Annotated in this window: 25 protein-coding genes; 5 read left to right on the top strand and 20 right to left on the bottom strand. The window is 64.2% G+C overall.

Going from position 1 to position 26,783, the window contains the following annotated elements:
* Positions 1-91: 91 nt before the first annotated feature.
* From B2246_RS24515 to purB, 8 genes are all read right to left on the bottom strand, one after another.
* Entirely contained in the window at positions 92-1,090 is a 999-nt protein-coding gene (locus B2246_RS24515; protein WP_008641915.1) for a response regulator, read from the bottom strand.
* The gene (locus B2246_RS24510) at positions 1,087-2,223 is read right to left on the bottom strand and encodes a hybrid sensor histidine kinase/response regulator (RefSeq protein ID WP_008641910.1); all 1,137 of its coding nucleotides are present in this window, start codon (positions 2,221-2,223) and stop codon (positions 1,087-1,089) included. The genes B2246_RS24515 and B2246_RS24510 overlap by 4 nt, the downstream gene beginning before the upstream one ends.
* Before the next feature lie 3 nt (positions 2,224-2,226).
* Positions 2,227-3,558 (bottom strand): sensor histidine kinase, encoded by a 1,332-nt coding sequence (locus tag B2246_RS24505; protein WP_035884671.1) that lies wholly within the window; start codon positions 3,556-3,558, stop codon positions 2,227-2,229.
* A 28-nt stretch (positions 3,559-3,586) separates the two neighbouring features.
* On the bottom strand, positions 3,587-4,978 hold the full coding sequence (locus B2246_RS24500; protein WP_008641906.1) for a class I SAM-dependent methyltransferase: 1,392 nt from the start codon (positions 4,976-4,978) through the stop codon (positions 3,587-3,589).
* A gap of 366 nt (positions 4,979-5,344) precedes the next feature.
* Positions 5,345-5,935, bottom strand: a complete 591-nt coding sequence (locus B2246_RS24495) for a YceI family protein (protein ID WP_008641905.1) — start codon at positions 5,933-5,935, stop codon at positions 5,345-5,347.
* 97 nt (positions 5,936-6,032) lie between these two features.
* Positions 6,033-6,608 (bottom strand): YceI family protein, encoded by a 576-nt coding sequence (locus B2246_RS24490; protein ID WP_008641904.1) that lies wholly within the window; start codon positions 6,606-6,608, stop codon positions 6,033-6,035.
* Positions 6,609-6,642: 34 nt separating this feature from the next.
* Positions 6,643-7,209, bottom strand: a complete 567-nt coding sequence (locus B2246_RS24485; RefSeq protein ID WP_008641902.1) for a cytochrome b — start codon at positions 7,207-7,209, stop codon at positions 6,643-6,645.
* Positions 7,210-7,534: 325 nt separating this feature from the next.
* Positions 7,535-8,911, bottom strand: coding sequence for an adenylosuccinate lyase (purB, locus tag B2246_RS24480; RefSeq protein ID WP_008641901.1), 1,377 nt, complete (start codon positions 8,909-8,911; stop codon positions 7,535-7,537).
* Positions 8,912-9,294: 383 nt separating this feature from the next.
* On the opposite strand from purB, the gene B2246_RS24475 reads away from it, so the two are divergent.
* A complete protein-coding gene (locus tag B2246_RS24475; RefSeq protein ID WP_035884650.1) occupies positions 9,295-9,909 on the top strand; it encodes a glutathione S-transferase in 615 nt (204 codons plus the stop codon).
* A 107-nt stretch (positions 9,910-10,016) separates the two neighbouring features.
* Here the strand turns inward: B2246_RS24475 and mnmA are convergent, their stop codons facing one another.
* From mnmA to B2246_RS24450, 5 genes are all read right to left on the bottom strand, one after another.
* Positions 10,017-11,096, bottom strand: coding sequence for a tRNA 2-thiouridine(34) synthase MnmA (gene mnmA / locus B2246_RS24470; RefSeq protein WP_008641897.1), 1,080 nt, complete (start codon positions 11,094-11,096; stop codon positions 10,017-10,019).
* A complete protein-coding gene (locus B2246_RS24465; RefSeq protein ID WP_008641895.1) occupies positions 11,093-11,644 on the bottom strand; it encodes an NUDIX hydrolase in 552 nt (183 codons plus the stop codon). The genes mnmA and B2246_RS24465 overlap by 4 nt, the downstream gene beginning before the upstream one ends.
* 115 nt (positions 11,645-11,759) lie before the next feature.
* Complete coding sequence (gene dapA, locus B2246_RS24460) at positions 11,760-12,668, bottom strand: 4-hydroxy-tetrahydrodipicolinate synthase (RefSeq protein ID WP_008641893.1); 909 nt, start codon at positions 12,666-12,668, stop codon at positions 11,760-11,762.
* The gene (locus tag B2246_RS24455; RefSeq protein WP_008641891.1) at positions 12,655-12,975 is read right to left on the bottom strand and encodes a hypothetical protein; all 321 of its coding nucleotides are present in this window, start codon (positions 12,973-12,975) and stop codon (positions 12,655-12,657) included. The genes dapA and B2246_RS24455 overlap by 14 nt, the downstream gene beginning before the upstream one ends.
* Before the next feature lie 122 nt (positions 12,976-13,097).
* Positions 13,098-13,895, bottom strand: a complete 798-nt coding sequence (locus B2246_RS24450; protein WP_035884649.1) for a TorF family putative porin — start codon at positions 13,893-13,895, stop codon at positions 13,098-13,100.
* A gap of 334 nt (positions 13,896-14,229) precedes the next feature.
* Here B2246_RS24450 and B2246_RS24445 point away from each other — a divergent pair, with 334 nt between their 5' ends.
* From B2246_RS24445 to B2246_RS24430, 4 genes are all read left to right on the top strand, one after another.
* Positions 14,230-15,351 carry a Re/Si-specific NAD(P)(+) transhydrogenase subunit alpha gene (locus B2246_RS24445; RefSeq protein ID WP_035884648.1) on the top strand — a complete coding sequence of 374 codons (1,122 nt, stop codon included), beginning with the start codon at positions 14,230-14,232 and terminating at the stop codon, positions 15,349-15,351.
* A 180-nt stretch (positions 15,352-15,531) separates the two neighbouring features.
* Positions 15,532-15,855 (top strand): NAD(P) transhydrogenase subunit alpha, encoded by a 324-nt coding sequence (locus tag B2246_RS24440; protein WP_035884647.1) that lies wholly within the window; start codon positions 15,532-15,534, stop codon positions 15,853-15,855.
* Entirely contained in the window at positions 15,855-17,327 is a 1,473-nt protein-coding gene (locus B2246_RS24435) for an NAD(P)(+) transhydrogenase (Re/Si-specific) subunit beta (protein ID WP_008641882.1), read from the top strand. The genes B2246_RS24440 and B2246_RS24435 overlap by 1 nt, the downstream gene beginning before the upstream one ends.
* A 216-nt stretch (positions 17,328-17,543) precedes the next feature.
* Positions 17,544-18,593 (top strand): response regulator, encoded by a 1,050-nt coding sequence (locus tag B2246_RS24430; protein ID WP_008641881.1) that lies wholly within the window; start codon positions 17,544-17,546, stop codon positions 18,591-18,593.
* Positions 18,594-18,665: 72 nt separating this feature from the next.
* Here the strand turns inward: B2246_RS24430 and B2246_RS24425 are convergent, their stop codons facing one another.
* From B2246_RS24425 to leuS, 7 genes are all read right to left on the bottom strand, one after another.
* On the bottom strand, positions 18,666-19,925 hold the full coding sequence (locus tag B2246_RS24425) for a THUMP domain-containing class I SAM-dependent RNA methyltransferase (RefSeq protein ID WP_008641880.1): 1,260 nt from the start codon (positions 19,923-19,925) through the stop codon (positions 18,666-18,668).
* A 68-nt stretch (positions 19,926-19,993) separates the two neighbouring features.
* Positions 19,994-20,599 carry a 2-hydroxychromene-2-carboxylate isomerase gene (locus tag B2246_RS24420; RefSeq protein WP_035884646.1) on the bottom strand — a complete coding sequence of 202 codons (606 nt, stop codon included), beginning with the start codon at positions 20,597-20,599 and terminating at the stop codon, positions 19,994-19,996.
* 35 nt (positions 20,600-20,634) lie between these two features.
* Positions 20,635-21,057, bottom strand: coding sequence for a CopD family protein (locus B2246_RS24415; RefSeq protein ID WP_008641878.1), 423 nt, complete (start codon positions 21,055-21,057; stop codon positions 20,635-20,637).
* Between the two features lie 18 nt (positions 21,058-21,075).
* Positions 21,076-22,356 carry a glutamate-5-semialdehyde dehydrogenase gene (locus B2246_RS24410; protein ID WP_035884645.1) on the bottom strand — a complete coding sequence of 427 codons (1,281 nt, stop codon included), beginning with the start codon at positions 22,354-22,356 and terminating at the stop codon, positions 21,076-21,078.
* Between the two features lie 126 nt (positions 22,357-22,482).
* The gene (holA, locus tag B2246_RS24405; RefSeq protein WP_008641876.1) at positions 22,483-23,553 is read right to left on the bottom strand and encodes a DNA polymerase III subunit delta; all 1,071 of its coding nucleotides are present in this window, start codon (positions 23,551-23,553) and stop codon (positions 22,483-22,485) included.
* A 51-nt stretch (positions 23,554-23,604) separates the two neighbouring features.
* Positions 23,605-24,120, bottom strand: a complete 516-nt coding sequence (lptE, locus tag B2246_RS24400) for an LPS assembly lipoprotein LptE (RefSeq protein WP_008641875.1) — start codon at positions 24,118-24,120, stop codon at positions 23,605-23,607.
* Between the two features lie 36 nt (positions 24,121-24,156).
* Complete coding sequence (gene leuS / locus B2246_RS24395) at positions 24,157-26,778, bottom strand: leucine--tRNA ligase (RefSeq protein ID WP_035884644.1); 2,622 nt, start codon at positions 26,776-26,778, stop codon at positions 24,157-24,159.
* Positions 26,779-26,783: the final 5 nt, after the last annotated feature.

Here is a 26,783-nt window from a genome sequence, read left to right as displayed (position 1 = left end):
GACTTTCGATGACCGCGCCGGCCCGCGCGGCATCGGTTCAAGCCCCCTCCCCCGCGTTTGCGGAGAGGGAAGCCTTTACGCTCACGTGCGCTTAGGCTTCCGTCAGCTGCTCGATCCACACGGCCAGCCGGTCCTTGGCAAACGACTCCGTCCGCGTTGTCGCGCGTGCCGTGATCGCGTCGCCTTCGCGCTGCAGTTGCAGCGCCCCACCAGCCTCTTCCAGCCACAGCAGCGCCGCCAGCCATGCCGCGTGCTCGTCGGATACGGCATCGGCCACGGGCTTCGCCACGAACTCACCGAGCGCGTCCGGCGCAGACCAGGTGACGACATCGCCGTCACGGCGTACCGCTGCACCCAGCACTTCCGCCAGCACCGCCGTCGCGTCGGCAGCGCCACGACCAGCCAGGCGCGCGCGCAACTCCGCCAGCTTAGTGCCGACTGCATGGCCAAATACACCGCAGCGCTGGCTTTCCGCGCCGACCAGATCTGCATAGTCCAGACGCTGCCAGTCGGGCTCGGCATTGCGCGCACCCGCCAGCGATGTGCCAGCCAGATAGGTCTCCACCGGCTGGAAACGCCCCGGGCCGATCAGGCTGGCGCAGATCGCGTGGACCATGCCTACGCGCGTGGCCACGGTCTGCTTCTGCAGCACCATAAGCTTTTCACGCACCAGTTGATCACGCTCCCTGCGCAGGCCGGACAACTCCAGCGCCTGCTTCATCTCCATGCGCAGCGCGGTAATGTCCCACGGCTTCTTGATGTAGCGGTGGATCTGGCCCTGGTTCACGGCCTCGACGGTCTGGTCGAGTTCCGAGTACGCCGTGGTCAGAATCCGTACGATATGCGGATAGCGCTCGCGCGCGTAACGCAGCAGCTCGTTGCCATATTCGCCCGGCATGCGTTGGTCGGACACCAGCACGGCCAGGCTGTCGCCATGGGCGTCGAGCAACGCCTTGCCTTCTTCAACGGATCCCCCGGTTACCACCGGGGCAAGCTGGCCAATGGCGCGCTGGAAATACTTGACGGCCGTGGCCTCGTCATCGACGAACAGAATTGCCGGGGGTGCCTGCGTGGTATTCGGTTCGCTCATCGATCACTCCTGTTCATACGAGTCTTCATATTGGGGAAATCGAGGGTTACGGTGGTGCCTGCGCCCGAAGCCGAAGCGATCCGGATGCCGCCACCAAAAGATTGCATGACGCGGTTACAGAAGATCATGCCCATCCCGCTGCCGCCCGCCGAGGCGTGCGTGGTGACGGGGTCGACGAGCAGACGATCCATCACCTCCGGCGGAATGCCGGGCCCGTTGTCCGCGATGCGGATTTCCGGACGATCTCCAGCCACCACGACAAAGCGCAGCGACGGGTTGTCCACATCGGCCAGCGCGCGCAGCGCATTGCTCATGACCGACGACAGCACCAGCGCCACGCAGTTCGGCAGCGTTGGCACGGGAAAATCGTCGTGCAACTCGACTTGCACCCAGTTACGTTGGTTATCGGCAAAGGGATAGCTATCCAGCAGGGATGCCACCAATGCCCCCGCACTGACGTCATTGCCTGGACCCGGCTTCGGCTTGGCACCGCCCGCGCTGCTGCGCACGGACTGCAGGAACGACGACAGCACCGCAAGGCAGTACTGGGCGTTGTCATGCATGGCACCGGCCGCGCGGCCGATCTCGGCATTACGCTGCTGGTTGTACTCGCCAGCCACGCGCGCCTCGATCCCGCGCGCGAAATTGGCAATCGCCGCCAGCGGCGTATTCAGTTCATGGGCCAGAAAGGCCAGCGTCTCGTCGATCGCCATCAGCCTTTGCTGACGCACCGCGCGCTCGCGATAGCGCTCTCCGGCCAGGCGCAGCACCTCGCGCACGTCGGTCACGGTGATCGGCTTCTCGAGAATCTTGAAGACTTCGCCGCTATTGACGGTCTCGAGCAGCATGTCCTTGTCGGCATAGGCCGTGACCAGTATCCGCACGATCTGCGGATACTCCAGCGCCACCTGCCGCAGCAGGTCGCCACCATCGCGGCCCGGCATCCGGTAGTCGGTGACCAGCACCGAGATCTTCGCCTGATGCTCCCGCAGGATGGCTATCGCCTCATCCGCGCCAGTGGCGGACAGCACTTCGTGTTCGCTGCCGGCCGCGCGCGCGAAATACTTGCACGCCATCTCCTCGTCATCGACGTAGAGGATGGTCGCGCGCGGCTGGCTCGTATCGGTCGTCACGGCTTACTCCGCACGCGGCAGGTCGAAGCTGAAGGCGGCCCACTGGCCCACCTCGCTCTCGGCGTACAGCACGCCGCCGTGACGTTCGATCACGGCGTAGCTGATCGACAGGCCAAGACCCAGGCCCTGGCCCACTTCCCGCGTGGTGAAGAACGGTTCGAACACGCGGGCGAGATGCTCTTGCGCAATGCCAGGACCGTTGTCGCGCACAGTCACGCGCAGGCGCTTGTCCTCCCACCGCACCGTCGTATGGATCGCCGGATTCTGCGTACCCGCCTTGCGCATCGCCAGCGCGGCGTTCGAAAACAGGTTGATCAGCACGCCGATGATCGCGGCCTCGTCGCCAAGGACGAGGGTGTCGTCTGGCATCTCGCGCGTCATCTTGACCCCACGCAGTTCGTGCGCAGTCAGCCGTTGTGACGAATCAAGTGCCTTCTCGAACAGGAACGGCGTGCCTTCCACCTCGGCGCCCGGCTTGCGGTAGGCGAATGTCTTGAGGTCCGAGACGATATGCTGGATGCGCTGCATACCCTGCTTGGCATCGACCAGACACTCCTGGATGCCCGGTTCGGACTTCGCGGCCGGCTCCTCCATGGCCACTTCGATCGCCATCAGGCAGAAGTTGACCGGATTGTTCACCTCGTGCAGCAGGCCCGCCGCCAACGTGCCGATGGCCGCCATCTTCTCCTGCTGAAGCATCTGGCCCTTGATGTCGACCAGTTTGCGATTGATGACCTCGAGCTCCGCGTTCTTGTCCGCCACCTCGGCCTTCAAGCGGAACAGCATGAAGCGCGCGCGTTCATTGAAGAACGTGTACACGCCACTCGCTGCCGCAGCGAACAGCAGGAACAGCGAATTGACGATGAACGTCCCCACGGGCTCGATGCCACCCGGGTGCAGCAGGCACGCGGCGGCATAAAGCACATACGACAGGATGCCGAACACCAGGTTTTGCCACAGCCCGAACGGCAAGGCGATGCCCGAGGCGAAGATCGCGAGATTCAGCCCGACGTAGTACGGCGATTCGACGCCTTCGGTCTGCGAGATCATCCAGGCGATCATGATCTGCGGCAGCAGCAGCCACGTCATGGTGAGCCACGGCGCGAAGCGGCGGCCAGCCTGGCTGTAGAGCGCGACCACCACGCCCGCGATCAGCAGCGAAACGACGATGCGCGCCGCAGCGAATGGCACTTGCCACTGCGGATACTGGCCGTAGTCGAGCCCAACCCCGAGCAGCACCAGCACGATAGCCGTGTACGCGCCGCCCCGGCTGAATGCCAGGCGGAAATCGGCCAGTTCGGACTGGTATCCGGCGTATAGCTGGTTCGAACTCATCGCCTTCGCCGGTTGGGCGGCCGAATCCTCAACGGATAGCGGCTTCGGCGAAGACATTGACGCCGGTTTCATCGACATAGAGTCGGTGGGCATGCGAGTTCTCCGGCAACAGCGAAGCCATACCGGCCTCGTCGCGATAGATCAGGTACCACTCCAGCAGATGCTCCATCCCGAACTTCTCGGGGTTGTCGGAGTGGACGTTGGTGACGAGCAGATGACCGCCCGGCCTCGTGCGCGAGGCGAAGTACGACAGCAGGCGCGAGCAGACCTTGTCGGAGAGATAGTCGAACAGGCCGGCGCAATACACCGCGTCGAATTCGCGCACGCTCGGGTCGTCCGCAGTGATGCGACGCTTGAGCAGGTCGTGCACGGACTGGTGCACCATCTCGACCGATACCTTGTGCCCGGCCGACGCGGCGGACCGTTCGATCGAACCCCGCGTGTACTCGAGCGTCTCCGCGCTGAAGTCCACGAGTTGGAACGACAGCAGCTCCGGATTCGCATACTCCCGCACGAAGCGCTGGATCTCGAACGCGGGGCCGCAGCCGACGTTGAGCACGCGGAACGGGCGGCCCTCGGCACGTGCGCGTTCGGCCTGGCGCGTCAGGAAATCGACCAGCAGGTCGATCCGGTTGCGGTGCGCGGTGGCCACGGCCGCCTTCAGGAACGCCGTGTTGACGATCTGGAAGTAAGTGGTGGGCCCCTGCTGCGGATCGCTGAGGATCTGGTTCACCATTTCATAATCGCCGGCATAACCGAGCGGCTTGGTGAACGTGCGATAGACGAACGGCGCGCGCAGCAGCAGCGGGTGCAGCGCGGCCTGCGCATAGGTGCGGTGGACCGGCGCCAGTTCGGGATCGACGCGCTGCGCCTCGTCCTCGAGCCAGTCCAGATAGACCTTCACCTTGCCCATCAGCGGCGTGGCCAGTTCGTAGAACACGTCCTCGCGCAGGCGTCCTTCCCGCTTCGGCAGCGACTCGGTCAGGTCCACCTGTTCGACCCATCGGGAGACTTCCGAGAGATACGCGCGCATCTCGTTGACCACGATCTGGTAGTCGCGCCGGATGTTGAAACGTGTGTCCCAATCCTGCACGAACAGCTCAGCCTCGCGCGCCACCGATTTGGGCGCATCGTTGACGTCGGTGAGCTCGCGCCACTCGTCGATCAGCGTCAGGGACACCACCGCGGTCAGGCCGGTATTCACCAGACTCATGACCACGGCCTTGCCCAGGTACGCATTTTTCGCGCCCATGCGTACGCTCAGTTCGCTCAATACCTCGCTGACCTGAACGATGGAATAAGGATTGTAGATTTCCATCACCAGCGACTTGCGCTGGAGATTGATGATCGTGCCACGCACCTGCTCGCCCTGCGAGTTGCGGAAGCTAACTACCGGATCGATTTGGGTTTTGGAGTACACGGTATCGCGCCAGGGGAAATCCGAAAAACGCTGCGCACCGTGGCGCCAATGGGCACCGGCCGGGTACAGCTCAGGCAAGGGGCCTTGCGGCGGACAACCAACTCAGGGAATGCAGCCAATGCTCATAGCGATGCGCGTGACCTGTTGCGGGGACGGGCTCGAGCGGCGCAGGCCGATGCGAACGCCGTCCCGGGGGTGGGACTGCGGCGAACCATTGTACTGTGGCTGCCCGAAACCGTACAACTGTGCACCTGCGGTAATTGAGTAGGGTATGCAATCCCCAAAAAAAATGAGCCAGCACACGGCTGGCTCATTCAGATGGGGCCGGAAATGTCCCCTTGTACGTTCATCGCTACTGCAGCAGGCTCAGTCCGCCTTGACCGCTTCCACCTGGATGGCAAGCTTCACGTCCTGCTTGAAGCCGTACTTGACGCCGTAGTCGATGCCGAAATCGGCGCGGTTGATCTGGGCCACGGCATCGGCGCCGCAGGCTTCACGCTTGAGCATCGGGTGCTGCATGCACTTGAACTCGCGGATTTCCAGCTTGACCGGCTTCGACACGCCGTGCAGCGTCAGCACGCCGTCGACTTCGGTCGGGACGTCGCCCTTGAACTTGGAGAACTTGCCCTTGTACGTGGCTTCCGGGAAGGCCTGCACGTCGAACATTTCGGGGCCCTTTGCGTGCTCGTTGAGCTTGCCGTTGCCGAAATCGATCGACGACGCGTCGATCTTGATATCCACGGTGCCCGTCTTGCCGGCACGGTCCAGCGTCACGACGCCCGACGACTTCTCGAACTTGCCGCGCCACGTCGACAAACCGCCCATGTGATCAGCCTCGAAGCTCGGGTAGGTGTGGGTCGGATCGATGTTGTACGTCGACGCATTGGCCAGTGCGGAACCGGCGGCGAGCGTGGCGGAAGCGGCCGCGACAGCGGCGAAAAGGGTGCGCATCTTCATATAAGGTCTCCCGTCTGGGGGTTGGATAGGAAGGTCTGATGAAACCGGAAAAAGGATGACTTCAGGTGAACCGGGCGGTCCGGGGACCGCTGGCGCCTCACCCCTTCTTGACCGGGGTAACGATACGGAACTTGATCTGCACGTCGTCGGCTACCACGGAAGTGTCTTTCCATTCGCCGTCGCCGATGTTGAACACGGTGCGCTTGATCGGCAGCACGCCTTCGAAGACCTGGCCGCCGGCGTCCTGCTTGTACGAGGCCGGCACCACCACGTCCACGGTCTTGCCCTTGATGGTCAGCTTGCCGGCAACGTCATACTTGCCCGCTGCGCCGGCCTTGATGCTGGTGGACTGGAACACGGCCTTCGGAAATTTCGCAGCATCGAACCATTCGCGGCCCTTGACCTCCTTGGTCGTTTCCGCGTCGCCGATCTCGAAGCTCGACACGTCAATCTCGACCTTGGCCGCCGACGTTGCCAGCTTGGCGGGATCGAAGTCGACCGTGGCGTCGAACTTCTTGAACTTGCCTTCCATTGGCACGCCGATCTGGCGAGCGGTTGCGGTGACCGAGCTCTTGGCAGTGTCGATCTGGGCCCAGCCGATATTGGCGGCCAGTCCGGCGGTGACCAGTGCGGCCGACACGAGCATCACGCCAGGGCGAGACATGCGTTTCATCTTTGACTCCAGTGCGAATAGATGGATCAAGCGGTTAGCGCAGGAACGGGATCATGCGTCCGAGCGTGCCATCGCGGTCGATCAACTGGTGCTTGATCGCGGCGGCTGCGTGGACGACGACGATCGCCGCCATCAGGTAATTCAGCCAGATATGGGCAAATTTCAGAATCGGCTTGAGCGTGTCGCTGGCCTCGATCAGCGGCGGCAGCTTCCACAGGCCCAGGTACACCACGGGCACGCCCGCCGAAGAGCTGTAGAGATAGCCCGTAATCGGCACGATCAGGATCAGCAGGTACAGCAAATGATGCGCGCCAGCAGCAGCCTTGGCCTGCCAGGCCGGCGTGCCGGGCGCCACGGGCGGCGCGGCATGGGTGGCGCGCCAGATCACGCGCAGCACAGCCACGACGAAGATCGTCACGCCGATCCATTTGTGCCACGAGAACAACTTCAGCTTGGTCGGCGTCAGGCCGGGAATCCCGGTCATGTAGAGGCCCAGGCCGAACGCGGCGAAGATGCCGAAGGCGATCAGCCAGTGCAGACCGATGGCGGTGGCTGTGTATCCGGCGGGCCGGCCGGCCGGAATGGAGCCTTTGGAACTCATGTCTATCAATCCCTTCGTTGATGCATTCGTTGTGCGCGCGACGTGAATGTTGCAGATCCGGCCAGTCCCGTCGCAGCGAATCCTCGCATTATTGGGGCCCGCCCATAAGCTGGGAACGGCCGAACTTCATTAAGTTGTTCAAATCATTTGAAGCGACCAGATGTCGCACCCGCCGCAATGCCGGTGATCGTAACCCGTCATCCGGGTCACATGTGCCGGCAATTGACCGCACAGCGGTAATTACTGCCCCAACCCTGACGGCTGACAAGAACAAAAAGGGCTGGCACCAGGCCAGCCCTTTTTGTTTCTTAACGCGTCTCAGGCGTCAGATGCGATTCGCCAGTTCCACGGCGCGGCCGATGTAGCTGGCGGGCGTCATCGCCAACAGCAGCGCCTTGGCATCGTCAGGAATCGCCAGACCCTGCACGAACGTCTGGAGCGCCTCGCGCGAGATGCCCTTGCCGCGGGTCAGCTCCTTCAGTTGCTCGTACGGATTGGGCACGCCAAAGCGGCGCATCACGGTCTGCACCGGCTCCGCCAGCACTTCCCAGCAGTTGTCGAGGTCTTCGTTGAGGCGTTCGGGGTTGGTTTCCAGCTTGCCCAGGCCGCGTAGGCAGGCCTCGTAAGCCAGCAGGCTGTAACCGAACGCCACGCCCATGTTGCGCAGCACGGTCGAATCGGTCAGGTCACGCTGCCAGCGGGACACGGGCAGCTTCTCGGACAGGTGGCGCAGCACGGCGTTGGCCAGGCCGACATTGCCCTCCGAGTTCTCGAAGTCGATCGGGTTGACCTTGTGCGGCATGGTCGACGAGCCGATCTCGCCAGCCTTGGTCTTCTGCTTGAAGTAGCCCACCGAGATATAGCCCCAGACGTCGCGGTTCAGGTCCAGCAGGATCGTGTTGGCACGAGCGACGGCATCGAACAGCTCGGCCATGTAGTCGTGCGGTTCGATCTGGATCGTGTACGGATTGAACGTCAGGCCCAGGCGCGTCTCGATCACCTGCTTCGAGAACGACTCCCAGTCGAACGTCGGATAGGCGGACAGGTGCGCGTTGTAGTTGCCAACGGCGCCGTTCATCTTGCCGAGCAGTTCCACGCGTTCCACACGCTCGATGGCGCGGGCCAGACGCGCGGCCACGTTGGCCATTTCCTTGCCGAGCGTGGTCGGGCTGGCCGGCTGGCCGTGCGTACGCGACAGCATCGGCTGGGCGGCGTTCAGCTTCGCCAGTTCGACCAGACGCGCGTGCACGCGCTTGAGCGCCGGCACGATCACGCCGTCGCGGGCGCCCTTGAGCATCATGCCGTGCGACGTGTTGTTGATGTCTTCCGACGTGCAGGCGAAGTGAATGAACTCGCTGGCGGCCTCGAGCTCCGCGTTGCCCTTGACCTGCTCCTTGAGCCAGTACTCGACGGCCTTCACGTCATGGTTCGTGACGGCTTCGATTTCCTTGATCCGGGCGGCGTCGGCCTCGGTGAAATTCTCCACCAGTGACAGCAGCTTTGCCTCCGATGCGGCCGAGAACTTCGGCACGTCCGGCAGGCCGGCCTGGGCCAGCGCGATCAGCCAGTTGACCTCCACCTTGACGCGGTTGCGCATGAAGGCCGCCTCGGACAGCCACTCGCGCAATGCATCGGCCTTGGCGGCATAGCGGCCATCGATGGGAGACAGGGCGGTAAGCGGCGAAAGGGAAGACGTGGACATGCTGGCAACCAGAAGTAAGGGAGGTATGGGCGCGTTCCGCACATGGCGGGTGCGGGGGCGAGGCACGTGCGAAGCGATCAATGCGCCGCACGGCGCGATTTGTGCGATCACCGGGCAACATTGGCGTGCACGGGGCCGCGGAAAGCGTAACGCGCGATTTTATCATCGGACCATGGCGCTGTGCTGCACGCCATGACCAATGCCCCGTGATCCGTGCGCCAGGCCGCATTGGTGGCGCATCCGGCGCCCGGCGCGGGTATACTCGCGCTCGCTCATCCATTAGCCTGTTATGAAGTGCATCGGGCAAGCGGCCCGTCTGCCAGCGTGGAAATCCGCCTGCCAAGGAGCGCCGATGCACTTCATAACAAGCTCAAGGGGAGAACATGAAGCTGTATGCGTCCCAAACCAGTCCGTACGCGCGCAAAGTGCGCGTGGTGCTGGCGGAGAAGAAAATTGACTACGAGATGATCGAGGAGAACGTCTGGTCGCCAGACACCACGATCGGTCGGTTCAATCCGCTCGGCAAGGTGCCTTGCCTGGTCATGGAGGACGGCGGCGCGGTCTTCGATTCGCGCGTGATCGCCGAGTATGCCGACACGCTCTCGCCAGTCAGCCGCCTGATTCCGCAGGGCAGCCGTGAGAGGCTGGAAGTCCGCTGCTGGGAAGCCCTGGCCGATGGCCTGCTGGACGCCGCCCTGCTGGCGCGCCTGGAAGTCACGCAGCGCAAGGAAAGCGAACGCAGCGAAAGCTGGGTACAGCGCCAGCGCAGCAAGATCGACGCCGCGCTGACGGCGATGTCGACCGGCCTGGCCGACAAGACCTGGTGCACCGGCACCCACTACACGCTGGCCGACGTGGCCGTTGGCTGCGCGCTGGCCTACCTGGACTTCCGTTTCCCGGACATCGCATGGCGCGACCGCCATCCGAATCTGGTGGCGTTCCAGGAGAAGATCGAAAAGCGCCAGTCGTTTATCGACACCGAGCCGCCGCAAGGCTGATCGCTCACACGCGGCTGTCTGCGTGTGATCTTGCACGGCGCTTCACACTGGGTGTGAAGCGCCGTGTTGCATTCAGGTGCCGCCCAATCTGCCGGCCCCCTCCAGCCTTACTGGATAATCCCGCCACCCAGGCAGACATCCCCGTCATACAGCACGGCCGACTGCCCCGGCGTCACCGCCCACTGCGGCTCCGCGAACGACAGCTTCAACGCATCGCCTTCGGCTGCCACCACCTTGCAAGGGGCATCGCTCTGCCGATACCGCGTCTTGGCGGCCATCGTGGCACCCGCCGCAGGCGGCTCGCCGGCCACCCACGACAGATCCGCAGCGTTCAGTTCCGACGTCAGCAGCCACGGATGGTCGTGGCCCTGCACCACGTAGAGCGTGTTGCTGGCCATGTCCTTGCGCGCCACGTACCAGGCATCGCCACTGCCATCGCGGCTGCCGCCCAGGCCGATGCCCTTGCGCTGGCCCAGCGTGTAGAAGGCCAGGCCGATATGTTCGCCCACCACCTTGCCTTCGGGCGTCATCATCGGGCCCGGTTGGGTCGGCAGATAGCGGTTCAGGAAGTCGCGGAATGGACGTTCACCGATAAAGCAGATACCGGTGGAGTCCTTCTTCTTCGCGTTCGGCAGGCCGATTTCCGCGGCGATTTCGCGCACGCGTGTCTTCGGGATCTCGCCTAGCGGGAACAGCGTGCGCGAGAGCTGTGCCTGGTTCAGGCGGTGCAGGAAGTAGCTCTGGTCCTTGGTGTGATCGAACGCCTTGAGCAATTCGAACTTGCCGTTGGCCGCCTGCCGCACGCGCGCGTAGTGGCCCGTGGCGATCGTATCGGCGCCCAGCGACATCGCGTGATCGAGGAAGGCCTTGAACTTGATCTCGGCGTTGCACAGCACGTCCGGATTCGGCGTGCGGCCGGCAGAGTATTCGCGCAGGAAATCGGCGAACACGCGGTCCTTGTACTCCGCGGCGAAGTTGACGGCTTCCACGTCCACGCCGATCACGTCGGCCACGGACGCCACGTCGAGCCAGTCCTGGCGCGTCGAGCAGTATTCGCTGTCGTCATCGTCTTCCCAGTTCTTCATGAACAAGCCGATGACTTCATAACCCTGCTGCTTCAGCAACCATGCGGTGACCGACGAATCGACGCCACCGGACAAGCCCACCACCACGCGCTTGCCGCTCATGATGCCGCTCCTGCCTGCGCCGGCGGATTCGTCGGCGCGGCGGTGTCGCCCGGCGCGATCGACGCGGCCACGGTGCTCGGATGCGTATGGATCATGTCGAGCGCGAAACGCTTGCCGGCCAGATAGTCGTCGACGCAAGCCATCAGCAGCGGCGAGCGATGGCGCTCGGGGCAGCCACGCAGTTCCTCGGCGGTCATCCACACGGTACGGACGATGCCGGTATCCAGCTGGCGCCCGGCGTCGAGTGTGCCGATATCGCCGGTAAAGGCGAAGCGGATATAGGTGGTGTCGCCCTGGTCGCGCGACGAACGGCCGCGGCTCGTGTAAACGCCCAGCAGCGCGCGCGGTTCGAACGAATGCGCGGTTTCCTCGAGCGTTTCGCGCACGACGGCGCGAATCAGGCTCTCGCCCGCTTCCAGATGGCCGGCGGGCTGGTTCAGACGCAGACCATCCGCGGTTTCCTCTTCCACCAGCAGGAAGCGGCCACCCCGTTCGATAACGGCGGCTACCGTGACGCTGGCATTCCAATCACGTGACATGGTGCACATTTTTTAAGCAATCCGGCATTTTACCGGTTGCCGTGCGAACGTGCATCGCGCGATGGTTCTTTCGGGCCACCTCGGCCCAGGCGTCTGCCAGTTTCCCCCGCAGGTCAGCGCCCGCTCAGGCGGCTTCCCGCGCGACGACAGGCGGCAGCAGCGCAATCGCCGCGTCGAGTCTCGCCACAAGTGACTTCGACGCCGGCATCAACGGTCGACGCACCTCCGGGCGCGCCAGACCACACAGCGCCAGCGCCGCCTTCACCGGGGCGGGGTTGGGCTCGTCGAACAGCAGTCCGATCAGCGGCGACAGTTGCCGGAACAGCGCGCGCGCCGCTTCCTCACGCCCCGTGCGGGCAAGTTGAATAAGCCGCACGAACAGATCGGGCCGGATATGGGCCGAGGCCGGCACGATTCCCGCGCCGCCACGCAGCAGATGGTCGAGCATGGCCGCATCATCGCCACAGAACACGTCAAGACGATCCTGCCCTGCCAACGCGCGCATTCCCGCCGCATCGCACTCCTTGAGCGCCACGATCTGCGGATGCGCGGCCAAACGCCACGTGAGGTCGGGCGAGATCGCGCAGCCCGTGCGCTTCGGCACGTTGTACAACATCAGCGGTCTGGCCGTATGACTGGCGACGCTGCGCATATGCCACGCGATCCCCTCATCGGACACGCGCAGGTAGTACGGCGGCGGCACGAGATAGCCAGCAAGATCGATCCGTTCGAGCCGACGCACCTGCTCGCAGACCGCATGGGTTGCCACACCGCCAACCCCGGCGATCACGGGCACGGCGCCTTGCACGGCCTCGAGTGTAGCGGCGGCGACCTGAAGGCGTTCCACGTCGGTCAGCAGTCCACCCTCCCCGGTCGTGCCGAGCACGATCAAACCGTCGACGCCAGCATCCGCGTAGTGCGCGGCAAGCCGCTGCACGCCGTCTACATCGACCTGACCGTGATGCAGCGGCGTAACCATCGGCAGCCATAGCCCATCGACGATGCGCGGGCGAGCGAACTCAATGCGTGGCATGGTCGTCTCCGAGCATCGTCGTCACGCCAAACTCGGCGGCGGGCAGCGCGGCCATGATGGCGTGCATGGCTGCCTCGCGGTCTTCGCGCCCCACCTCCACGTGCAGCGTGGTCTCGCCGTGGCGATGATCCACCTCCACCACGTAGACACGCGCAAGATTACCGATAGCACGATGCAATGTCTGGCGCAGCATGAAGACCTGCGCCGATGACACGGCAAGCCGCAGGCGAATCCACTGCACGTTCGAAGCGATCCGGCGTCGGGGCACCGACGCATAGGCCACGGCGAGATTCGAAGACTGTCGCATGTCGCAATGATCCGCGTCTGGCGGATCGTCTGTTGAACATGACATCCATGCTAGGGATGGCGATCTCAATTTGGCGCAGCATTCCGCGAGCGGGTCATCAACATCGCGTAAAGATGATGGGCTCAAAATGTCTTGGTGATCGACGCCCACGCTGCTGCCTTGCCGAGATATCGCCCACGATTGGCGCTGGTGTAGAACGACGCCTTCGCGTTGGTATCCACATAGGCCACCGCCAGCGAGAAGCCCTTGCCCAGATCCTTGGTCAGGCCGAGTTTCCAGTCTGTGTACGACGCATCGCTGTGATGGGCCACGCCCTGATAGCCCACGTGCGCATTGAACGTGAGACCCCAGAAGTTCAGCGGGACATTCGCCGACAGGTCGACGTAGTAACTGTTCTTGCTGTCGTCGATACCGAACAGATTGGTCACCGCATGCGAGTACTTCAGGAACACCGGGCCATAGCCGATGCCGGCGTACAGCTCCGTGGTGTACGGGCGCGTAGTGGTGTACCCACCTGGGTAGTAGTACTCCAGCACGCCGACGTCGTAGTTGAACTCGAGGTCAGACAGCTTGAAGGTGTTCCTGAAGCCACCGTAGAAATCCATTTCCACGGGCGATGACACCGACGAATCGGCATCCTCGAGCCAGCTGATACTCGAGTTCCAGTTGCCGACGTAGAAGCCGCTGGCGTGGGAATAGTCGAATCCGCCCTGGATGGCCGGGCGCAGATTGGTCTGGCTGATGCCGCGATAGCGGTAGTCGGACACCAGCGACACATTGGCCGTGAACGTATGGGGCGTGGAAGGTTCGGCCACGGGCGCAGAGGCTTCCTGCGCAAAGGCCGACGAAAACGGCATGGCGAACAGCACGGCAGCGGCCAGTCCCGCCGGCGCCGAAGTGAGCAGACGTGTTGCGATCATGAGGAATCAGTTGTGCGTTTGGAGAGACGCCTCGAAAGAGACGTGAACGCCACGATACGCAGCCGCGCGTCAAATCGGCATCAAGAATGGACAGGCCACCGAAGCAAATCCATCAAGGTGAATTGCGAAGCAATCGCCGCCCGATGAAAGAAGTCATTTCATGAGGCGCAAGAATGAGTCTCTGTGACGCCACAAATCCCCGACCGCCCAGTCACCACCGAATGTAAGTTTCGGGTAAGCTGCGCAAAAAATGGTGCGCCGCACGCGGTACACCAGGGGCGAGGACGTCTGCCCAACCAATCAGATACGACGCCATCAAAAGGAGAAATGGACGATGCATATCGGCATCCCGCTCGAGACGCGGGCAGGTGAGGCGCGAGTCGCTGCCACCCCGGAGACCGTCAAGAAGTACGTTGCGCAGGGCCATCAGGTAACGGTGCAAGCCGGCGCCGGTGTCCGCGCCAGTGTTCCCGACGCAGCGTTCGAAGCGGCAGGCGCGCGCATCGGCTCCGCGGCCGACGCGCTCGGCGCGGAACTCGTGCTGAAGGTCCGCGCACCGGACGATGCCGAACGTGCCCAGATCAAGCCGGGTGCCGTGCTGGTCGGCATGCTCAATCCCTTCGATATCGAAAACAACGCGCGTATGGCCAGCGCCGCGATCACGGCGTTCGCGCTCGAAGCCGCGCCGCGTACCACGCGCGCGCAGAGCATGGACGTGCTGTCTTCGCAGGCCAACATCGCCGGCTACAAGGCCGTGCTGGAGGCCGCGCACCACTACCAGCGCTTCATGCCGATGCTGATGACGGCAGCGGGCACGGTCAAGGCCGCGCGCGTGCTGATCCTCGGCGCTGGCGTGGCGGGCCTGCAGGCCATCGCCACGGCCAAGCGACTGGGCGCCGTGATCGAAGCCTCCGATGTGCGCCCCGCCGTGAAGGAGCAGATCGAATCGCTCGGCGCGAAATTCCTCGACGTGCCGTTCCTGACTGACGAAGAGCGCGAGATCGCGCAAGGCGTGGGCGGCTATGCCCGCCCGATGCCCGCCGACTGGATGCGGCGCCAGGCCGAACTGGTGCACCAGCGCGCCACGCAGGCCGACATCGTCATCACCACCGCGCTGATCCCGGGCCGCCGCGCGCCGGTGCTGCTGCAGGAAGAAACCGTCAAGCAGATGAAGCCCGGCTCGGTCGTCGTCGACCTCGCCGCGGCACAAGGCGGCAACTGCCCGCTGACCGTCGCCGACGAAGTGGTCGAGCGCCACGGCGTCACCCTGATCGGTCACACGAACCTTGCCGGCATGGTTGCCGCCGATGCGTCCGCGCTGTACGCGCGTAACGTGCTGGACTTCCTCAAGCTAATCATCGACAAGGATGCCCGCTATACGCTGAATCTTGAGGACGACATCGTCGCCGCCTGCCTGATGTGCAAGGACGGCCAGGTCATCCGCGAGGCAGCCTGATCCGACACCGGCGCCAGGCCATCACGCCCTGGCGCCGGTCCGCCGATGACCTTGCAGCGGCGCGGGGAGCCATCCGCGCTGCAACCCGCCATCGGCGGACCCAGATCTCGCAGCCTCGATCCGACGCAACGCGAAGCGAAGCGCATCAGCAAGTATTCAAAAGCAACGGAGGAGAAGTCGATGGAGATGGTTAACCACACGGTGATCAACCTGATCATCTTTGTGCTGGCGATCTACGTGGGATACCACGTGGTCTGGACGGTGACGCCCGCGCTGCACACCCCGCTCATGGCCGTGACCAATGCGATCTCGGCCATCATCATCGTCGGCGCCATGCTGGCGGCCGGCCTCACCGAAGGCGGCGTCGGCCGCATCATGGGCACGGTGGCCGTGGCCCTGGCCGCGGTGAACGTGTTCGGTGGCTTCCTGGTGACCCAGCGCATGCTGGAGATGTTCAAGAAGAAGGAACCGAAGGCGAAGGCTGACAACAAGGGAGGTGCGTGATGGAAGCCATCAGCATGAACCTTGTGACGCTGCTGTATTTGGTGGCATCGGTCTGCTTCATCCAGGCACTGAAGGGCCTCTCGCACCCGGCATCGGCCCGCAAGGGCAATGCGTTCGGCATGATCGGCATGGCCATCGCCGTGGTGACCACGCTGGCGCTGATCGTCAAGATCAAGCACGAGTTCCTGGCGGTAGGTGCGGCGCAGTCGTCGGTTGGCACGGGTCTGGCGCTGATCTTCGGCGCGCTGGTGGTCGGCGGCGGCATCGGCGCCTATGTGGCGAAGAAGGTCGAAATGACCAAGATGCCCGAGCTGGTGGCCGCGATGCACTCGCTGATCGGTCTGGCCGCCGTGTTCATCGCCGTGGCCGCCGTGGCGGAGCCTGCCGCGTTCGGCATCACGCCGGCTGGCTCGCATCTGATTCCGCTCGGCAACCGCATCGAACTGTTCATCGGCTGCTTCGTCGGCGCGATTACGTTCTCCGGTTCGGTGATCGCATTCGGCAAGCTGTCGGGCCGCTACAAGTTCCGTCTGTTCCAGGGCGCGCCGGTGGTGTTCCCGGGCCAGCACTGGCTGAACCTGCTGCTGGCCATCGGCATGATCGGCTTCGGCGTGATCTTCTTCCTGTCGCAGTCGTGGCTGCCGTTCCTGATCATGCTGGCCATCGCGTTCGTGCTCGGCGTGCTGATCATCATTCCGATCGGCGGCGCTGACATGCCCGTGGTGGTGTCGATGCTGAACTCGTACTCGGGCTGGGCAGCGGCCGGCATCGGCTTCTCGCTGAACAACCCGATGCTGATCATCGCGGGCTCGCTGGTGGGCTCCTCCGGCGCGATCCTCTCGTACATCATGTGCAAGGCGATGAACCGCTCGTTCTTCAACGTGATCCTGGGCGGCTTCGGCGCAGATGCATCGGCCGGCGCAACGGCGGGCGCGCAGGCGCAGCGCAATGTGAAGTCCGGATCGGCGGATGACGCTGCCTTCGTGATGAGCAATGCGGAAACCGTGATCATCGTGCCCGGCTACGGCCTGGCCGTGGCCCGTGCCCAGCATGCGCTTAAAGAATTGACCGAGAAGCTGACCGAGCACGGCGTGACGGTGAAGTATGCGATCCACCCCGTGGCGGGCCGGATGCCAGGTCACATGAACGTGCTGCTGGCCGAAGCCGAGGTGCCGTACGATCAGGTCTTCGAGATGGAGGACATCAACAGCGAGTTCGGCCAGGCCGACGTGGTGCTGGTGCTAGGCGCCAACGACGTGGTCAATCCAGCCGCCAAGACCGATCCGAAATCGCCGATCGCCGGGATGCCGATCCTGGAGGCGTACAAGGCCAAGACGATCATTGTGAACAAGCGTTCGATGGCAGCCGGCTACGCGGGCCTGGACAACGAGCTGTTCTACATGGACAAGACGATGATGGTGTTCGGCGATGCCAAGAAGGTGGTCGAGGACATGTTCAAGGCGGTCGGATAATCTGCCGTTAATCTTCCGAGCGGCAGCAGGTCTGCGAAGTGAATAAAACAACTCGCAGACCTGAAATCAACGAAATCGAACGAGTGCGGCCGGCAACCAACGCCGGCCGTTTCGTTTTCCGGATTTCGATTCCTGCGCGCGGGTTCGGCGCTATACTCGCCTAGCCCCGGCCTCTCACGCACACCGTCCACCGCCGACGGCAGATTTGATCGCACCATGACATTCAGTTCGCATGACAGGAATCTGTCGGTCTTCCATCACCCCGTGCTGACGGTGCTGGTGGACGACAGCAAATCGTTCATCGACAGCCTGGCATTCCAGATGGATGCATCCCGCGCAGTGGTCAGCTTTACCGACCCGCGCGAGGCACTCGCGTGGATTCGAGAAGCGTATGCCACACGGCACCCGGCGTTCCTGCCGGTGCACGTTACCCATGATGACCTGACTTTCCTGTCCGAGCGCCGCACGGTGCAGCTCGACGTCGATCGCATTCATCGCCAGATTCACGATGTGAAGCGCTTCCTGCAGCCCGGCGTGATCGTGGTCGACTACTCGATGCCGCAGATGGACGGCCTCGAGTTCTGCCAGGCACTGGAAGGCCTGCCCTGCAAGACCATCCTGCTGACCGGCACGGCCGACGAAAGCATCGCCGTGCAGGGCTTCAACCACGGACTGATCGACCGCTACGTAAAGAAGCACGATCCAAACATGGTGGCGCGGCTCAACGAGGAAATCGACGCGCTGCAGCAGCAGTACTTCGCCTCGATCTCGCGCACGCTACGCGACCTGCTGACTCGCCATTCGTACTCGTTCCTGTCCGACCCGGCGATGGCCGACCGCGTGCGCCAGACGGCCGCGCGCTATGGCTTTGTCGAGTACTACCTGTATCCGAATCCGGTGGGCATGCTGCTGCTGACCGCCCAGGGCCATGCCACGCTGATGGTGATCGAAACGCGCGCGGGGCTGATGAGCCAGGTGGAATCCGCCGAGGCCTACGAGGCGCCAGCCGCGCTGATCGAAGGCCTGCGCGAGGGTCGCATCGTGCCGTTCTTCTGGCCCGGCAACGGCATGTACACGCCGGCCTGCGTGGACTGGGAACAGTACTGCCTGCCCGCCGAGCGTTGCGAAGGTCAAGAAGAGTACTTCTACGCGCTGTTCGACCTGCCCCGCCACATGCTGCAGGAACCCGTGGTCAGCCTGCAGAGCTTTCTGGCGGAATTCACGCGGAATCCGGAATTGATGACGGGGCGGAACAAGCGCGACTGATTCGACAACACTGGAAGCACCATTTGTTGTCACCCCTCCCCCTCACGCGGGAGAGAGGCGTAGAACCATCGCTCAATCCTTCTTCTGTTCCCGATTCCCGCCCCGCACCATATCGAACCGGAACAACCTGCATTCGATATTGCCGTTGTACAGCGGCGTGCGGCGCGATTCTTTCAGGCGTAGTCGCTTCGGCATCGTCAGATCGCCAGTGAATACCCACGCCTGCCAGCCCGAGAAGCTCTGCTTCAGCGTCGTCGCAAACGCCGCAGCGAACTGGTTGGCGGCGGCTTCCTCGGCCTCGTCGCGCGGCGCGTCCTGCATGGCACCCCGGCGATCGCCACGCACGGCAATCCGTTCGCCGTAAGGCGGGTTCATCAGCATCAGCCCTGCATCGGCAAAAGGCGGCTGGACGAAGCGCGCATCCACCTGTTTCAGTTGCACATCGCCCGGCAGGCCGGCGCGTTGCCAGTTGGCCTGGGTCATCGACAGCATGTCCGTGGAAATATCCGACCCGGCGATCTTCAGATTCGTGGCGCGACCGGCAGCTTGCTCGCGCGCGCGCTGTGCATCGGCACGCAGCGCCTGCCATGCCTTGGTGTCGCAGCCCTTCAGCCACTCGAACGCAAACGTGCGAGCGGCGCCCGGCGCGAGGCCCAGCGCCACCTGCGCGGCCTCGACGAGGAACGTGCCGCTGCCGCACATCGGATCGAAGAACGGACGATCGGTCTGACCCGCCGTCCAGCCGGCCAGACGCAGAATGCCGGCGGCCAGGTTCTCCTTGAGCGGTGCCTCGCCCTTTTCCATGCGCCAGCCGCGCTTGAACAGCGGCTCGCCGGTGGTGTCGAGGTAGACGGTGCAATCAGTTTCGGTCAGGTGCGCGTAGATGCGGACATCCGGGCTCACCGTATCGACGCTGGGACGCGCGCCCAGCCGCTCGCGCATTGCGTCGCAGACCCCGTCCTTGACGCGCAGTGCCGTGAAATTCAGGCTGCGCAGCGGCGACTTGTGCGCCGTGACATCGACACGCAGCGTCTCGTCTGGCGAGAACCACTGTTCCCAGCGCTGCTGGCGCACCAGCGAGTAGATGTCGTCCTCGTGCCGGTAGCCACGCTGCGCCACGCGCAGCAGCACACGGCTGGCGATGCGAGAGTGGAGGTTGACGGCATAGGCGGCCGCCATCTCCCCCGAGAACGTCACACCGCCCGGCACCTCCCGATGCACTTCGAACGGCGCGGCGGCCACCACGGCCGGATACCGCGCGATTTCGCGTAGTTCCTCGGCAAGGGCGGGTTCCAGGCCGCGCGGGCAAGGTACAAAGAAGGCTTGGGTCATGGCGTGAAAATCCTGCAAACAAAAACGTCCGCCATGGCGGACGGAAGGTATCGGTGACCGTCCCCCGATCAGCCCGCCGCGAGCGCGCGGTCGAGGAAATCGAGTCGGTCCTGGCCCCAGTATGGCTGGCCGTCATGAACGAACCACGGCGCGCCGAACACGTTGGCGGAGATGGCGTCCTGGGTGTTCTGCGCATACGCGGCCTGCACCGCCTGCCCCTCGCTGGCCTTGAGCAGGCTCGCGCCGTCGAGACCGCATTCCTCGGCGATCAGCGACAGCGTGGCGGCATCGGCGATATTGCGCTGGTCGGCCCACACCGCGCGCGAGATCGCGCCGGTCAGTTCCAGCGCGCGCGCCGTGCCGTTGGCCAGTTGAGCGGCGATGATCAGGCGTGCCGCGGCATCGCCTGAAACCGGGAAGAACGTTGGGTGCAGGTTGAGCGGGATGCCGAGGAACTTGCTCCAGCGTTCCAGTTCGACCAGCCGGTAGGCCTGACGCTGCGGCGGGCGCTGCGCCAGCGGCAAGCCGCCCGACACCGCGAACACCTTGCCGATATCGCAGGGCTTCAGCAGCACCTGGGCCTTGTGACGGTTGGCAATCTCGACAAAGCGCGCGTGTCCCAGATAGACAAACGGGGAAGGCGGCGCCAGAAAATACTCGACCTGCTTGCTCATCACGACCTCACGGTAGAACGAATTGGAACGTCAGCTTAAAACGGCTTTACGACAACCAGGATGACAACCGCCAGCAATACCAGCACCGGCAGTTCGTTGAACCAGCGGTAGAAGGTGTGCGAGCGCGTGTTGGCGCCGCGTTCGAACTTGCGCAGCAGCACGCCGCAGCCGTGGTGGTAGCCGATCAGCACCAGCACCAGCGCCAGCTTGGCATGCATCCACCCCTGCCCCGCGCCACGGCCAATGCCATAGCCCAGGAACAGCCAGAGGCCGAACACGATGGCCGGAACGGCCAGCATCGTCATGAAACGGAACAGCTTGCGCGCCATCAGCAGCAGGCGTTTCACGCTGGCCGCATCGGTCTCCATCGCCAGATTGACGAAGATGCGCGGCAGGTAGAACAACCCCGCGAACCACGAAGTCACGAACAGGATATGGAACGCCTTGACCCAAAGCATGTGCTGATCCGCCTCCGGTTACGTACGAATCTCGCCGTGACCGAACACGACGTACTTGAGCGAGGTCAGCCCTTCCAGGCCCACCGGGCCGCGAGCGTGGAGCTTGTCGTTGGAGATGCCGATCTCCGCGCCGAGGCCGTACTCGAAGCCGTCGGCAAAGCGCGTCGAGGCATTGATCATCACGCTGGCCGAATCGACTTCACGCAGGAAACGCATCCCGGTGGTGTAGTTCTCGGTGATGATCGAATCGGTATGCGCCGACCCGTAGGTGTTGATGTGTGCGATGGCGGCGTCCAGTCCGTCCACCGTGCGGATCGCCAGCACCGGCGCCAGGTACTCGAGACGCCAGTCCTCTTCGGTGGCGTCGACCAGACCCGAGAAGCCGGCGGCTTCCAGCGTGGCACGCGTTGCCGGGCAGACGCGCAACTCGACACCCTTTTCCTGGTAGATACGGCACAGCGGCGGCAGCGCCTTCGCAGCGATCTCGCGCGACACGAGCAGCGTTTCCATCGTGTTGCACGGCGCATAGCGCTGCGTCTTGGCGTTGTCGCACACACGCACGGCCTTTTCGAGGTCGGCGGCGTCATCGACATAGACGTGGCAGATGCCGTCCAGGTGCTTGATCATCGGCACGCGCGCCTCTTCCATCAAACGGGCGATCAGGCTCTTGCCGCCGCGCGGCACGATCACGTCGACATACTCGGTCATCGTGATCAGGCGACCAACCGCGGCGCGATCGGTGGTTTCGATCACCTGCACGGCTTCGGAGGGCAGCCCCGCCGCGGCCAGTCCCTCGGCCACGAGCGCGGCCAGGGCAGTATTCGATTCGATCGCCTCGGAGCCGCCACGCAAAATCGTAGCGTTGCCCGACTTCAGGCACAGCGCCGCCGCATCGATGGTCACGTTCGGACGCGATTCGTAAATGATGCCAATCACACCGAGCGGCACGCGCATCTGACCCACCTGAATGCCGGTGGGACGGAACTTCATGTTCGAGATTTCGCCGATCGGGTCCGCCAGCGCGGCGATCTGCTCGAGGCCGGCTGCCATCGTGGCGATCGCCTTGTCCGACAGTGTCAGGCGATCAATGAAGGCGGCGTCCTGGCCGTTAGTGCGGGCGCGTTCGACGTCGCGGGCATTGACGGCCTTGAGCTTGTCCGCATCGCGGCGGATGGCCGCGGCAATCGTCAGCAGCGCGCGGTTCTTGTCGGCCGTGGAAGCACGCGCCATGGCGCGCGATGCCGCGCGGGCCTGCTGGCCGACGCGGGTCATGTAAGCGTGGAGATCGAACTCGGTCATGATGGTGTCCGGGCCTGTGCCCGGTCTGCTATGAGTGCCGCGATGTCGATGCGCCGGCGCGGCTGCCGGCGATTGTTCTGGTTCGGTGGTCCGGTCACCTGTCCGGACCCTGGGGGCCCGGAGGCCTCATGCAGGTCTGGCGATCATCAGCGCAAGCTGCATCAGGCCGTCCCAGGGCTCGGCTGGCAACGCGCCGGCCGCTCCGCCGGCGCCTGGCAGGTCGGACAGGCCCTTGACCTGCCGGTCCAGTCGCGCGGCCATGGCAAGCGCGGCTTCCAGTTGCGGCATCGACAGCCGTTGCGCGGCCTGTGGTACGAGCCGCTCGCGCGGGCCCCAGACGCGCAGTTCGCGCATCAGCACGCCCGCCGGCTTGCCGCCCGCCAAGCCTTGCCGGACCTTGGATAATACGCGAATTTCCTCGGTCAGCGCCCACAGCACCAGCACCGTAGCCTCGCCCTCGCCACGCAGCCCTTCGAGCATACGCACCAGGCGCGGCACGTCGCCGCCGAGCATCGCTTCGGACAGTTTGAACACGTCGTAGCGGGCCACGTTCAGCACCGCGTCCTGAACCTGGTCGAAGGTCAGCGCGCCGGGCGGATAAAGCAGGCCGAGCTTCTGAATTTCCTGATGCGCGGCCAGCAGATTGCCCTCGACCTTCTCGGCGATGAACTGCAGCGCGCGCCGCCCTGGCTCGCCCGGCTCCACCCGCTGCTGCTGCAGGCCGAGTCGTTCGCCCACCCAGGCGGGCAGCCGTGTGCGGTCCACGGCATCGACCTTGATCGACACCCCCGCCGACTCCAGCGCCTGGAACCAGGCCGATTTCGTCGTGGCGAAATCCAGGCGCGGCAGCGTGACCAGCATCACCACATCGGGCGACGGCTGGGCGGCCGCGGCGCGCAATGCCTCGCCGCCGTCCTTGCCCGGCTTGCCCGATGGAATACGCAACTCGACGATCTTGCGGTCGCCGAACAGCGACATCGACTGCTGTGCCTCGATGACCTGGCCCCACTGGAAGCCACGTTCGGCCACCAGCACGTCGCGCTCGGAGAAACCGGCCTCGCGCGCCGCGCGGCGCAGGCGATCTACCGCCTCCAGCACCAGCAGGTGCTCGTCGCCGTGAACGACGTAAAGCGGCGCCAGGCCCTTGGCCTGCGCCTGCCTCAGATGTGCCTCGAGTCCGTCGAGCTTGAGCTGCATTGTCGCCCTATGTTTCCTGTGTCGGCCTGAGTCGCGCCGATACCCGGCGCGTCAGATCGTCTTGACCGAGGCCAGCCGGCGCATGAGCTGATTCACAACGTCGCGCTGCATGTCGCGATAGAGCTGCTGCTCTTCGTAGTCCTTGGCCAGCGTGTTGGCTTCGTTGTAAGTCAGGTCGCGCGTCAGCAGCAGCGTCGACGGCGGGATCAGCTCCTTGCCACTGGCATCGCGCAGGCGGAAGGTAAAGCGGTAGGTCAGACGGTATTCCCGCACCACACCCTCGGTGGTAATCGAGAGGATCGACTTGGCCCGCGTATCGGCCAGCACGTCGAGCAGTGCGTCCGCTTCCTTCGGGTCGGTAACGATCTGCGTGTCCGAGCCATTGCGGATGTTGCGGCGCAAATCCGCACCCATCAGCGAATTCGCGGGAATGCCGATGTAGAGCCGCTTGAACGCGAAATCGGCGTTACCGCGCATATGGAAGCCGCAGCCACCCAGCAATGCCGCCGCCGCTGCCGCGGCGCCGATGGCGAAGAAACCGCGGCGTCCCATGTTCGGTCGATCCATTCGTTATCCCTGTCTGCTGATTCCAGTCCGCGTGCTTCAGAGCACGACGTTGACGAGACGGCCCGGCACCACCACGATCTTCTTCGGTGCGGCACCGGCGGCGAACTTGGCCACGATCTCGCTGGCGGCCGCGGTGGCCTCGATCGCGGCACGGTCAGCATCGGCCGGCACCGTCAGGCTGCCACGCACCTTGCCGTTGACCTGCAGCACCAGTTCGATCTCGCTGCGCACCAGCGCGGCTTCGTCGACTTGCGGCCATGCGGCGTCGAGAATGTCGACCGTCTCGGCGGCGTAGCCGAGTTCCTGCCACAGCCCGTGGGCGATGTGCGGCACCACCGGGTACAGCACGCGCAGCAGCACGCTGAAGCCTTCACGGCGCCCGGCCGGCGAAGCGGTCTTCGCATCTTCCAGCGCGTTCAGCATCTTCATCGTGGCGGACACCACGGTGTTGTACTGGATGCGCTCGTAATCGTAGTTGGCCTGCTTGAGCACGGTGTGGATCTCGCGGCGCAGCGTGGCGTCATCGGCCGTGGGCGCGGTGCCGGCGCCATCGCGGATCGCCTGGGCGTTCGCATAGCCGTAGTTCCACACACGGCGCAGGAAGCGCGACGCGCCCTCCACACCCGAACCGCTCCATTCGAGTTGCTGCTCGGGCGGCGCGGCGAACATCACGAACAGGCGTGCGGTATCGGCGCCGTACTGGTCGATCAGCGCCTGCGGGTCAATGCCGTTGTTCTTCGACTTCGACATCTTCTCGATGCCGCCGATCACCACCGGCTGACCGTCGGCCTTCGCCGTGGCGCCAGCCGGGCGGCCGCGCTCATCGGTCTGCACGTCCACGTCGGCCGGGTTGTACCAGGTCTTCTTGCCGGAGGCGTCCTCGCGGTAGAACGTCTCGTTGAGCACCATACCCTGCGTGAGCAGGTTCGTGAACGGCTCGTCGAACTTGACCAGGCCCATGTCGCGCATGACCTTGGTCCAGAAGCGTGCGTACAACAGGTGCAGAATCGCGTGTTCGATGCCGCCGATGTACTGGTCCATCGGCATCCAGTAATCGTTGCGCGCATCGACCATCGTGCCAGCGTCGGGGCACGTATAGCGCATGTAATACCAGCACGAGTCGATGAACGTATCCATCGTGTCGGTCTCGCGGCGCGCCGGCTTGCCGCACGACGGGCAGGTGCACTCCAGGAATCGCGGGTCCTTGGCCAGCGGGTTGCCCGTGCCGTCCGGCACGAGGTCCTCGGGAAGCACCACCGGCAGATCCTTCTCTGGCACCGGCACCACACCGCAGCTGTCGCAGTGGATCAACGGGATCGGCGTGCCCCAGTAACGCTGGCGCGAAATGCCCCAGTCGCGCAGGCGCCAGGTCACCTTCTTCTCGCCCAGGCCCTTGGCGGCCAGATCGGCGGCGATGGCGTCGACGGCGGCCTTGTAGCCGAGACCGTCGTACTTGCCACTATGAATGCAGAGGCCGTGTTCCTTGTCGCCGTACCACTCGAGCCACGCGTCGGTCGAATAGGCCTGACCCTTGACGTCGATGACCTGCTTGATCGGCAGGTTGTACTTGAGCGCGAACGCGAAGTCGCGCTCGTCATGCGCCGGCACGCCCATCACGGCGCCGTCGCCATAGGTCATCAGCACGTAGTTGCCGACCCAGACGTCGACCTGCTCGCCGGTCAGCGGGTGCGTGACCTTGAGGCCGGTCGGCATCCCCTTCTTCTCCATGGTCGCCATGTCGGCTTCCATGACGGAACCGTGCTTGCATTCCTCGATGAACGCGGCCAGCGCCGGGTTGCTCTCGGCGGCGTGCGTGGCCAGCGGATGCTCGGCGGCCACGGCGCAGAACGTCACGCCCATGATCGTGTCGGCACGCGTGGTGAACACGTAAAGCTTGCCGTCATTGATCGGCTTGCCATCCGCGCCCTTGATCTCATGCGGGAAGGCGAATCGCACACCTTCACTGCGGCCGATCCAGTTCTGCTGCATGATCTTGACGCGCTCGGGCCAGCCGAGGCCTTCGAGGTCGCCAAGCAATTCCTGCGCGTAATCGGTGATGCGCAGGTAGTACATCGGGATTTCACGCTTTTCGACCACCGCGCCCGAACGCCAGCCACGGCCGTCGATGACCTGCTCGTTGGCCAGCACGGTCTGATCCACCGGATCCCAGTTCACGGTACCGGTCTTGCGATAGGCGATGCCCTTTTCCAGCATCTTCAGGAACAGCCACTGGTTCCAGCGGTAGTACTCGGGGCTGCAGGTCGCCACTTCGCGCGACCAGTCGATCGCCAGGCCCATCGACTGCATCTGCTTCTTCATGTAAGCGATGTTGTCGTAGGTCCAGGCGGCCGGTGCCACGCCGTTGTTCAGCGCGGCGTTCTCCGCCGGCATCCCGAACGCATCCCAGCCCATCGGCATCAGCACGTTACGGCCGTTCATGCGCAGGTAGCGCGCCATCACGTCGTTGATCGTGTAGTTGCGCACGTGGCCCATGTGGAGCTTGCCCGACGGGTAGGGCAGCATCGAGCAGGCGTAGAACTTGGACTTTTCCTTGCCGTCGGGCCCGACCGCGTGCTCCGACACCTTGTAGGCATCGATCGCTTGCCAGTGCTGCTGGGCGGCTTGTTCAACGGCGGACGGAAGATATTTGTCTTGCATGGTCG

This window comes from Cupriavidus sp. UBA2010 (assembly GCF_002335265.1).
Taxonomy (GTDB): domain Bacteria; phylum Pseudomonadota; class Gammaproteobacteria; order Burkholderiales; family Burkholderiaceae; genus Cupriavidus; species Cupriavidus metallidurans.
This window is presented reverse-complemented; position numbering and strand designations above follow the sequence as displayed.

Excerpts from the sequence above, each read along its gene's own strand:
- B2246_RS24515 (WP_008641915.1), bottom strand. The coding sequence starts at position 1,090 with ATGAGCGAACCGAATACCACGCAGGCACCCCCGGCAATTCTGTTCGTC.
- B2246_RS24505 (WP_035884671.1), bottom strand. The coding sequence starts at position 3,558 with ATGAGTTCGAACCAGCTATACGCCGGATACCAGTCCGAACTGGCCGAT.
- B2246_RS24495 (WP_008641905.1), bottom strand. The coding sequence starts at position 5,935 with ATGAAGATGCGCACCCTTTTCGCCGCTGTCGCGGCCGCTTCCGCCACG.
- B2246_RS24490 (WP_008641904.1), bottom strand. The coding sequence starts at position 6,608 with ATGAAACGCATGTCTCGCCCTGGCGTGATGCTCGTGTCGGCCGCACTG.
- B2246_RS24485 (WP_008641902.1), bottom strand. The coding sequence starts at position 7,209 with ATGAGTTCCAAAGGCTCCATTCCGGCCGGCCGGCCCGCCGGATACACA.
- purB (WP_008641901.1), bottom strand. The coding sequence starts at position 8,911 with ATGTCCACGTCTTCCCTTTCGCCGCTTACCGCCCTGTCTCCCATCGAT.
- B2246_RS24475 (WP_035884650.1), top strand. The coding sequence starts at position 9,295 with ATGAAGCTGTATGCGTCCCAAACCAGTCCGTACGCGCGCAAAGTGCGC.
- mnmA (WP_008641897.1), bottom strand. The coding sequence starts at position 11,096 with ATGAGCGGCAAGCGCGTGGTGGTGGGCTTGTCCGGTGGCGTCGATTCG.
- B2246_RS24465 (WP_008641895.1), bottom strand. The coding sequence starts at position 11,644 with ATGTGCACCATGTCACGTGATTGGAATGCCAGCGTCACGGTAGCCGCC.
- dapA (WP_008641893.1), bottom strand. The coding sequence starts at position 12,668 with ATGCCACGCATTGAGTTCGCTCGCCCGCGCATCGTCGATGGGCTATGG.
- B2246_RS24455 (WP_008641891.1), bottom strand. The coding sequence starts at position 12,975 with ATGCGACAGTCTTCGAATCTCGCCGTGGCCTATGCGTCGGTGCCCCGA.
- B2246_RS24450 (WP_035884649.1), bottom strand. The coding sequence starts at position 13,895 with ATGATCGCAACACGTCTGCTCACTTCGGCGCCGGCGGGACTGGCCGCT.
- B2246_RS24445 (WP_035884648.1), top strand. The coding sequence starts at position 14,230 with ATGCATATCGGCATCCCGCTCGAGACGCGGGCAGGTGAGGCGCGAGTC.
- B2246_RS24440 (WP_035884647.1), top strand. The coding sequence starts at position 15,532 with ATGGAGATGGTTAACCACACGGTGATCAACCTGATCATCTTTGTGCTG.
- B2246_RS24435 (WP_008641882.1), top strand. The coding sequence starts at position 15,855 with ATGGAAGCCATCAGCATGAACCTTGTGACGCTGCTGTATTTGGTGGCA.
- B2246_RS24430 (WP_008641881.1), top strand. The coding sequence starts at position 17,544 with ATGACATTCAGTTCGCATGACAGGAATCTGTCGGTCTTCCATCACCCC.
- B2246_RS24425 (WP_008641880.1), bottom strand. The coding sequence starts at position 19,925 with ATGACCCAAGCCTTCTTTGTACCTTGCCCGCGCGGCCTGGAACCCGCC.
- B2246_RS24420 (WP_035884646.1), bottom strand. The coding sequence starts at position 20,599 with ATGAGCAAGCAGGTCGAGTATTTTCTGGCGCCGCCTTCCCCGTTTGTC.
- B2246_RS24415 (WP_008641878.1), bottom strand. The coding sequence starts at position 21,057 with ATGCTTTGGGTCAAGGCGTTCCATATCCTGTTCGTGACTTCGTGGTTC.
- B2246_RS24410 (WP_035884645.1), bottom strand. The coding sequence starts at position 22,356 with ATGACCGAGTTCGATCTCCACGCTTACATGACCCGCGTCGGCCAGCAG.
- holA (WP_008641876.1), bottom strand. The coding sequence starts at position 23,553 with ATGCAGCTCAAGCTCGACGGACTCGAGGCACATCTGAGGCAGGCGCAG.
- lptE (WP_008641875.1), bottom strand. The coding sequence starts at position 24,120 with ATGGATCGACCGAACATGGGACGCCGCGGTTTCTTCGCCATCGGCGCC.
- leuS (WP_035884644.1), bottom strand. The coding sequence starts at position 26,778 with ATGCAAGACAAATATCTTCCGTCCGCCGTTGAACAAGCCGCCCAGCAG.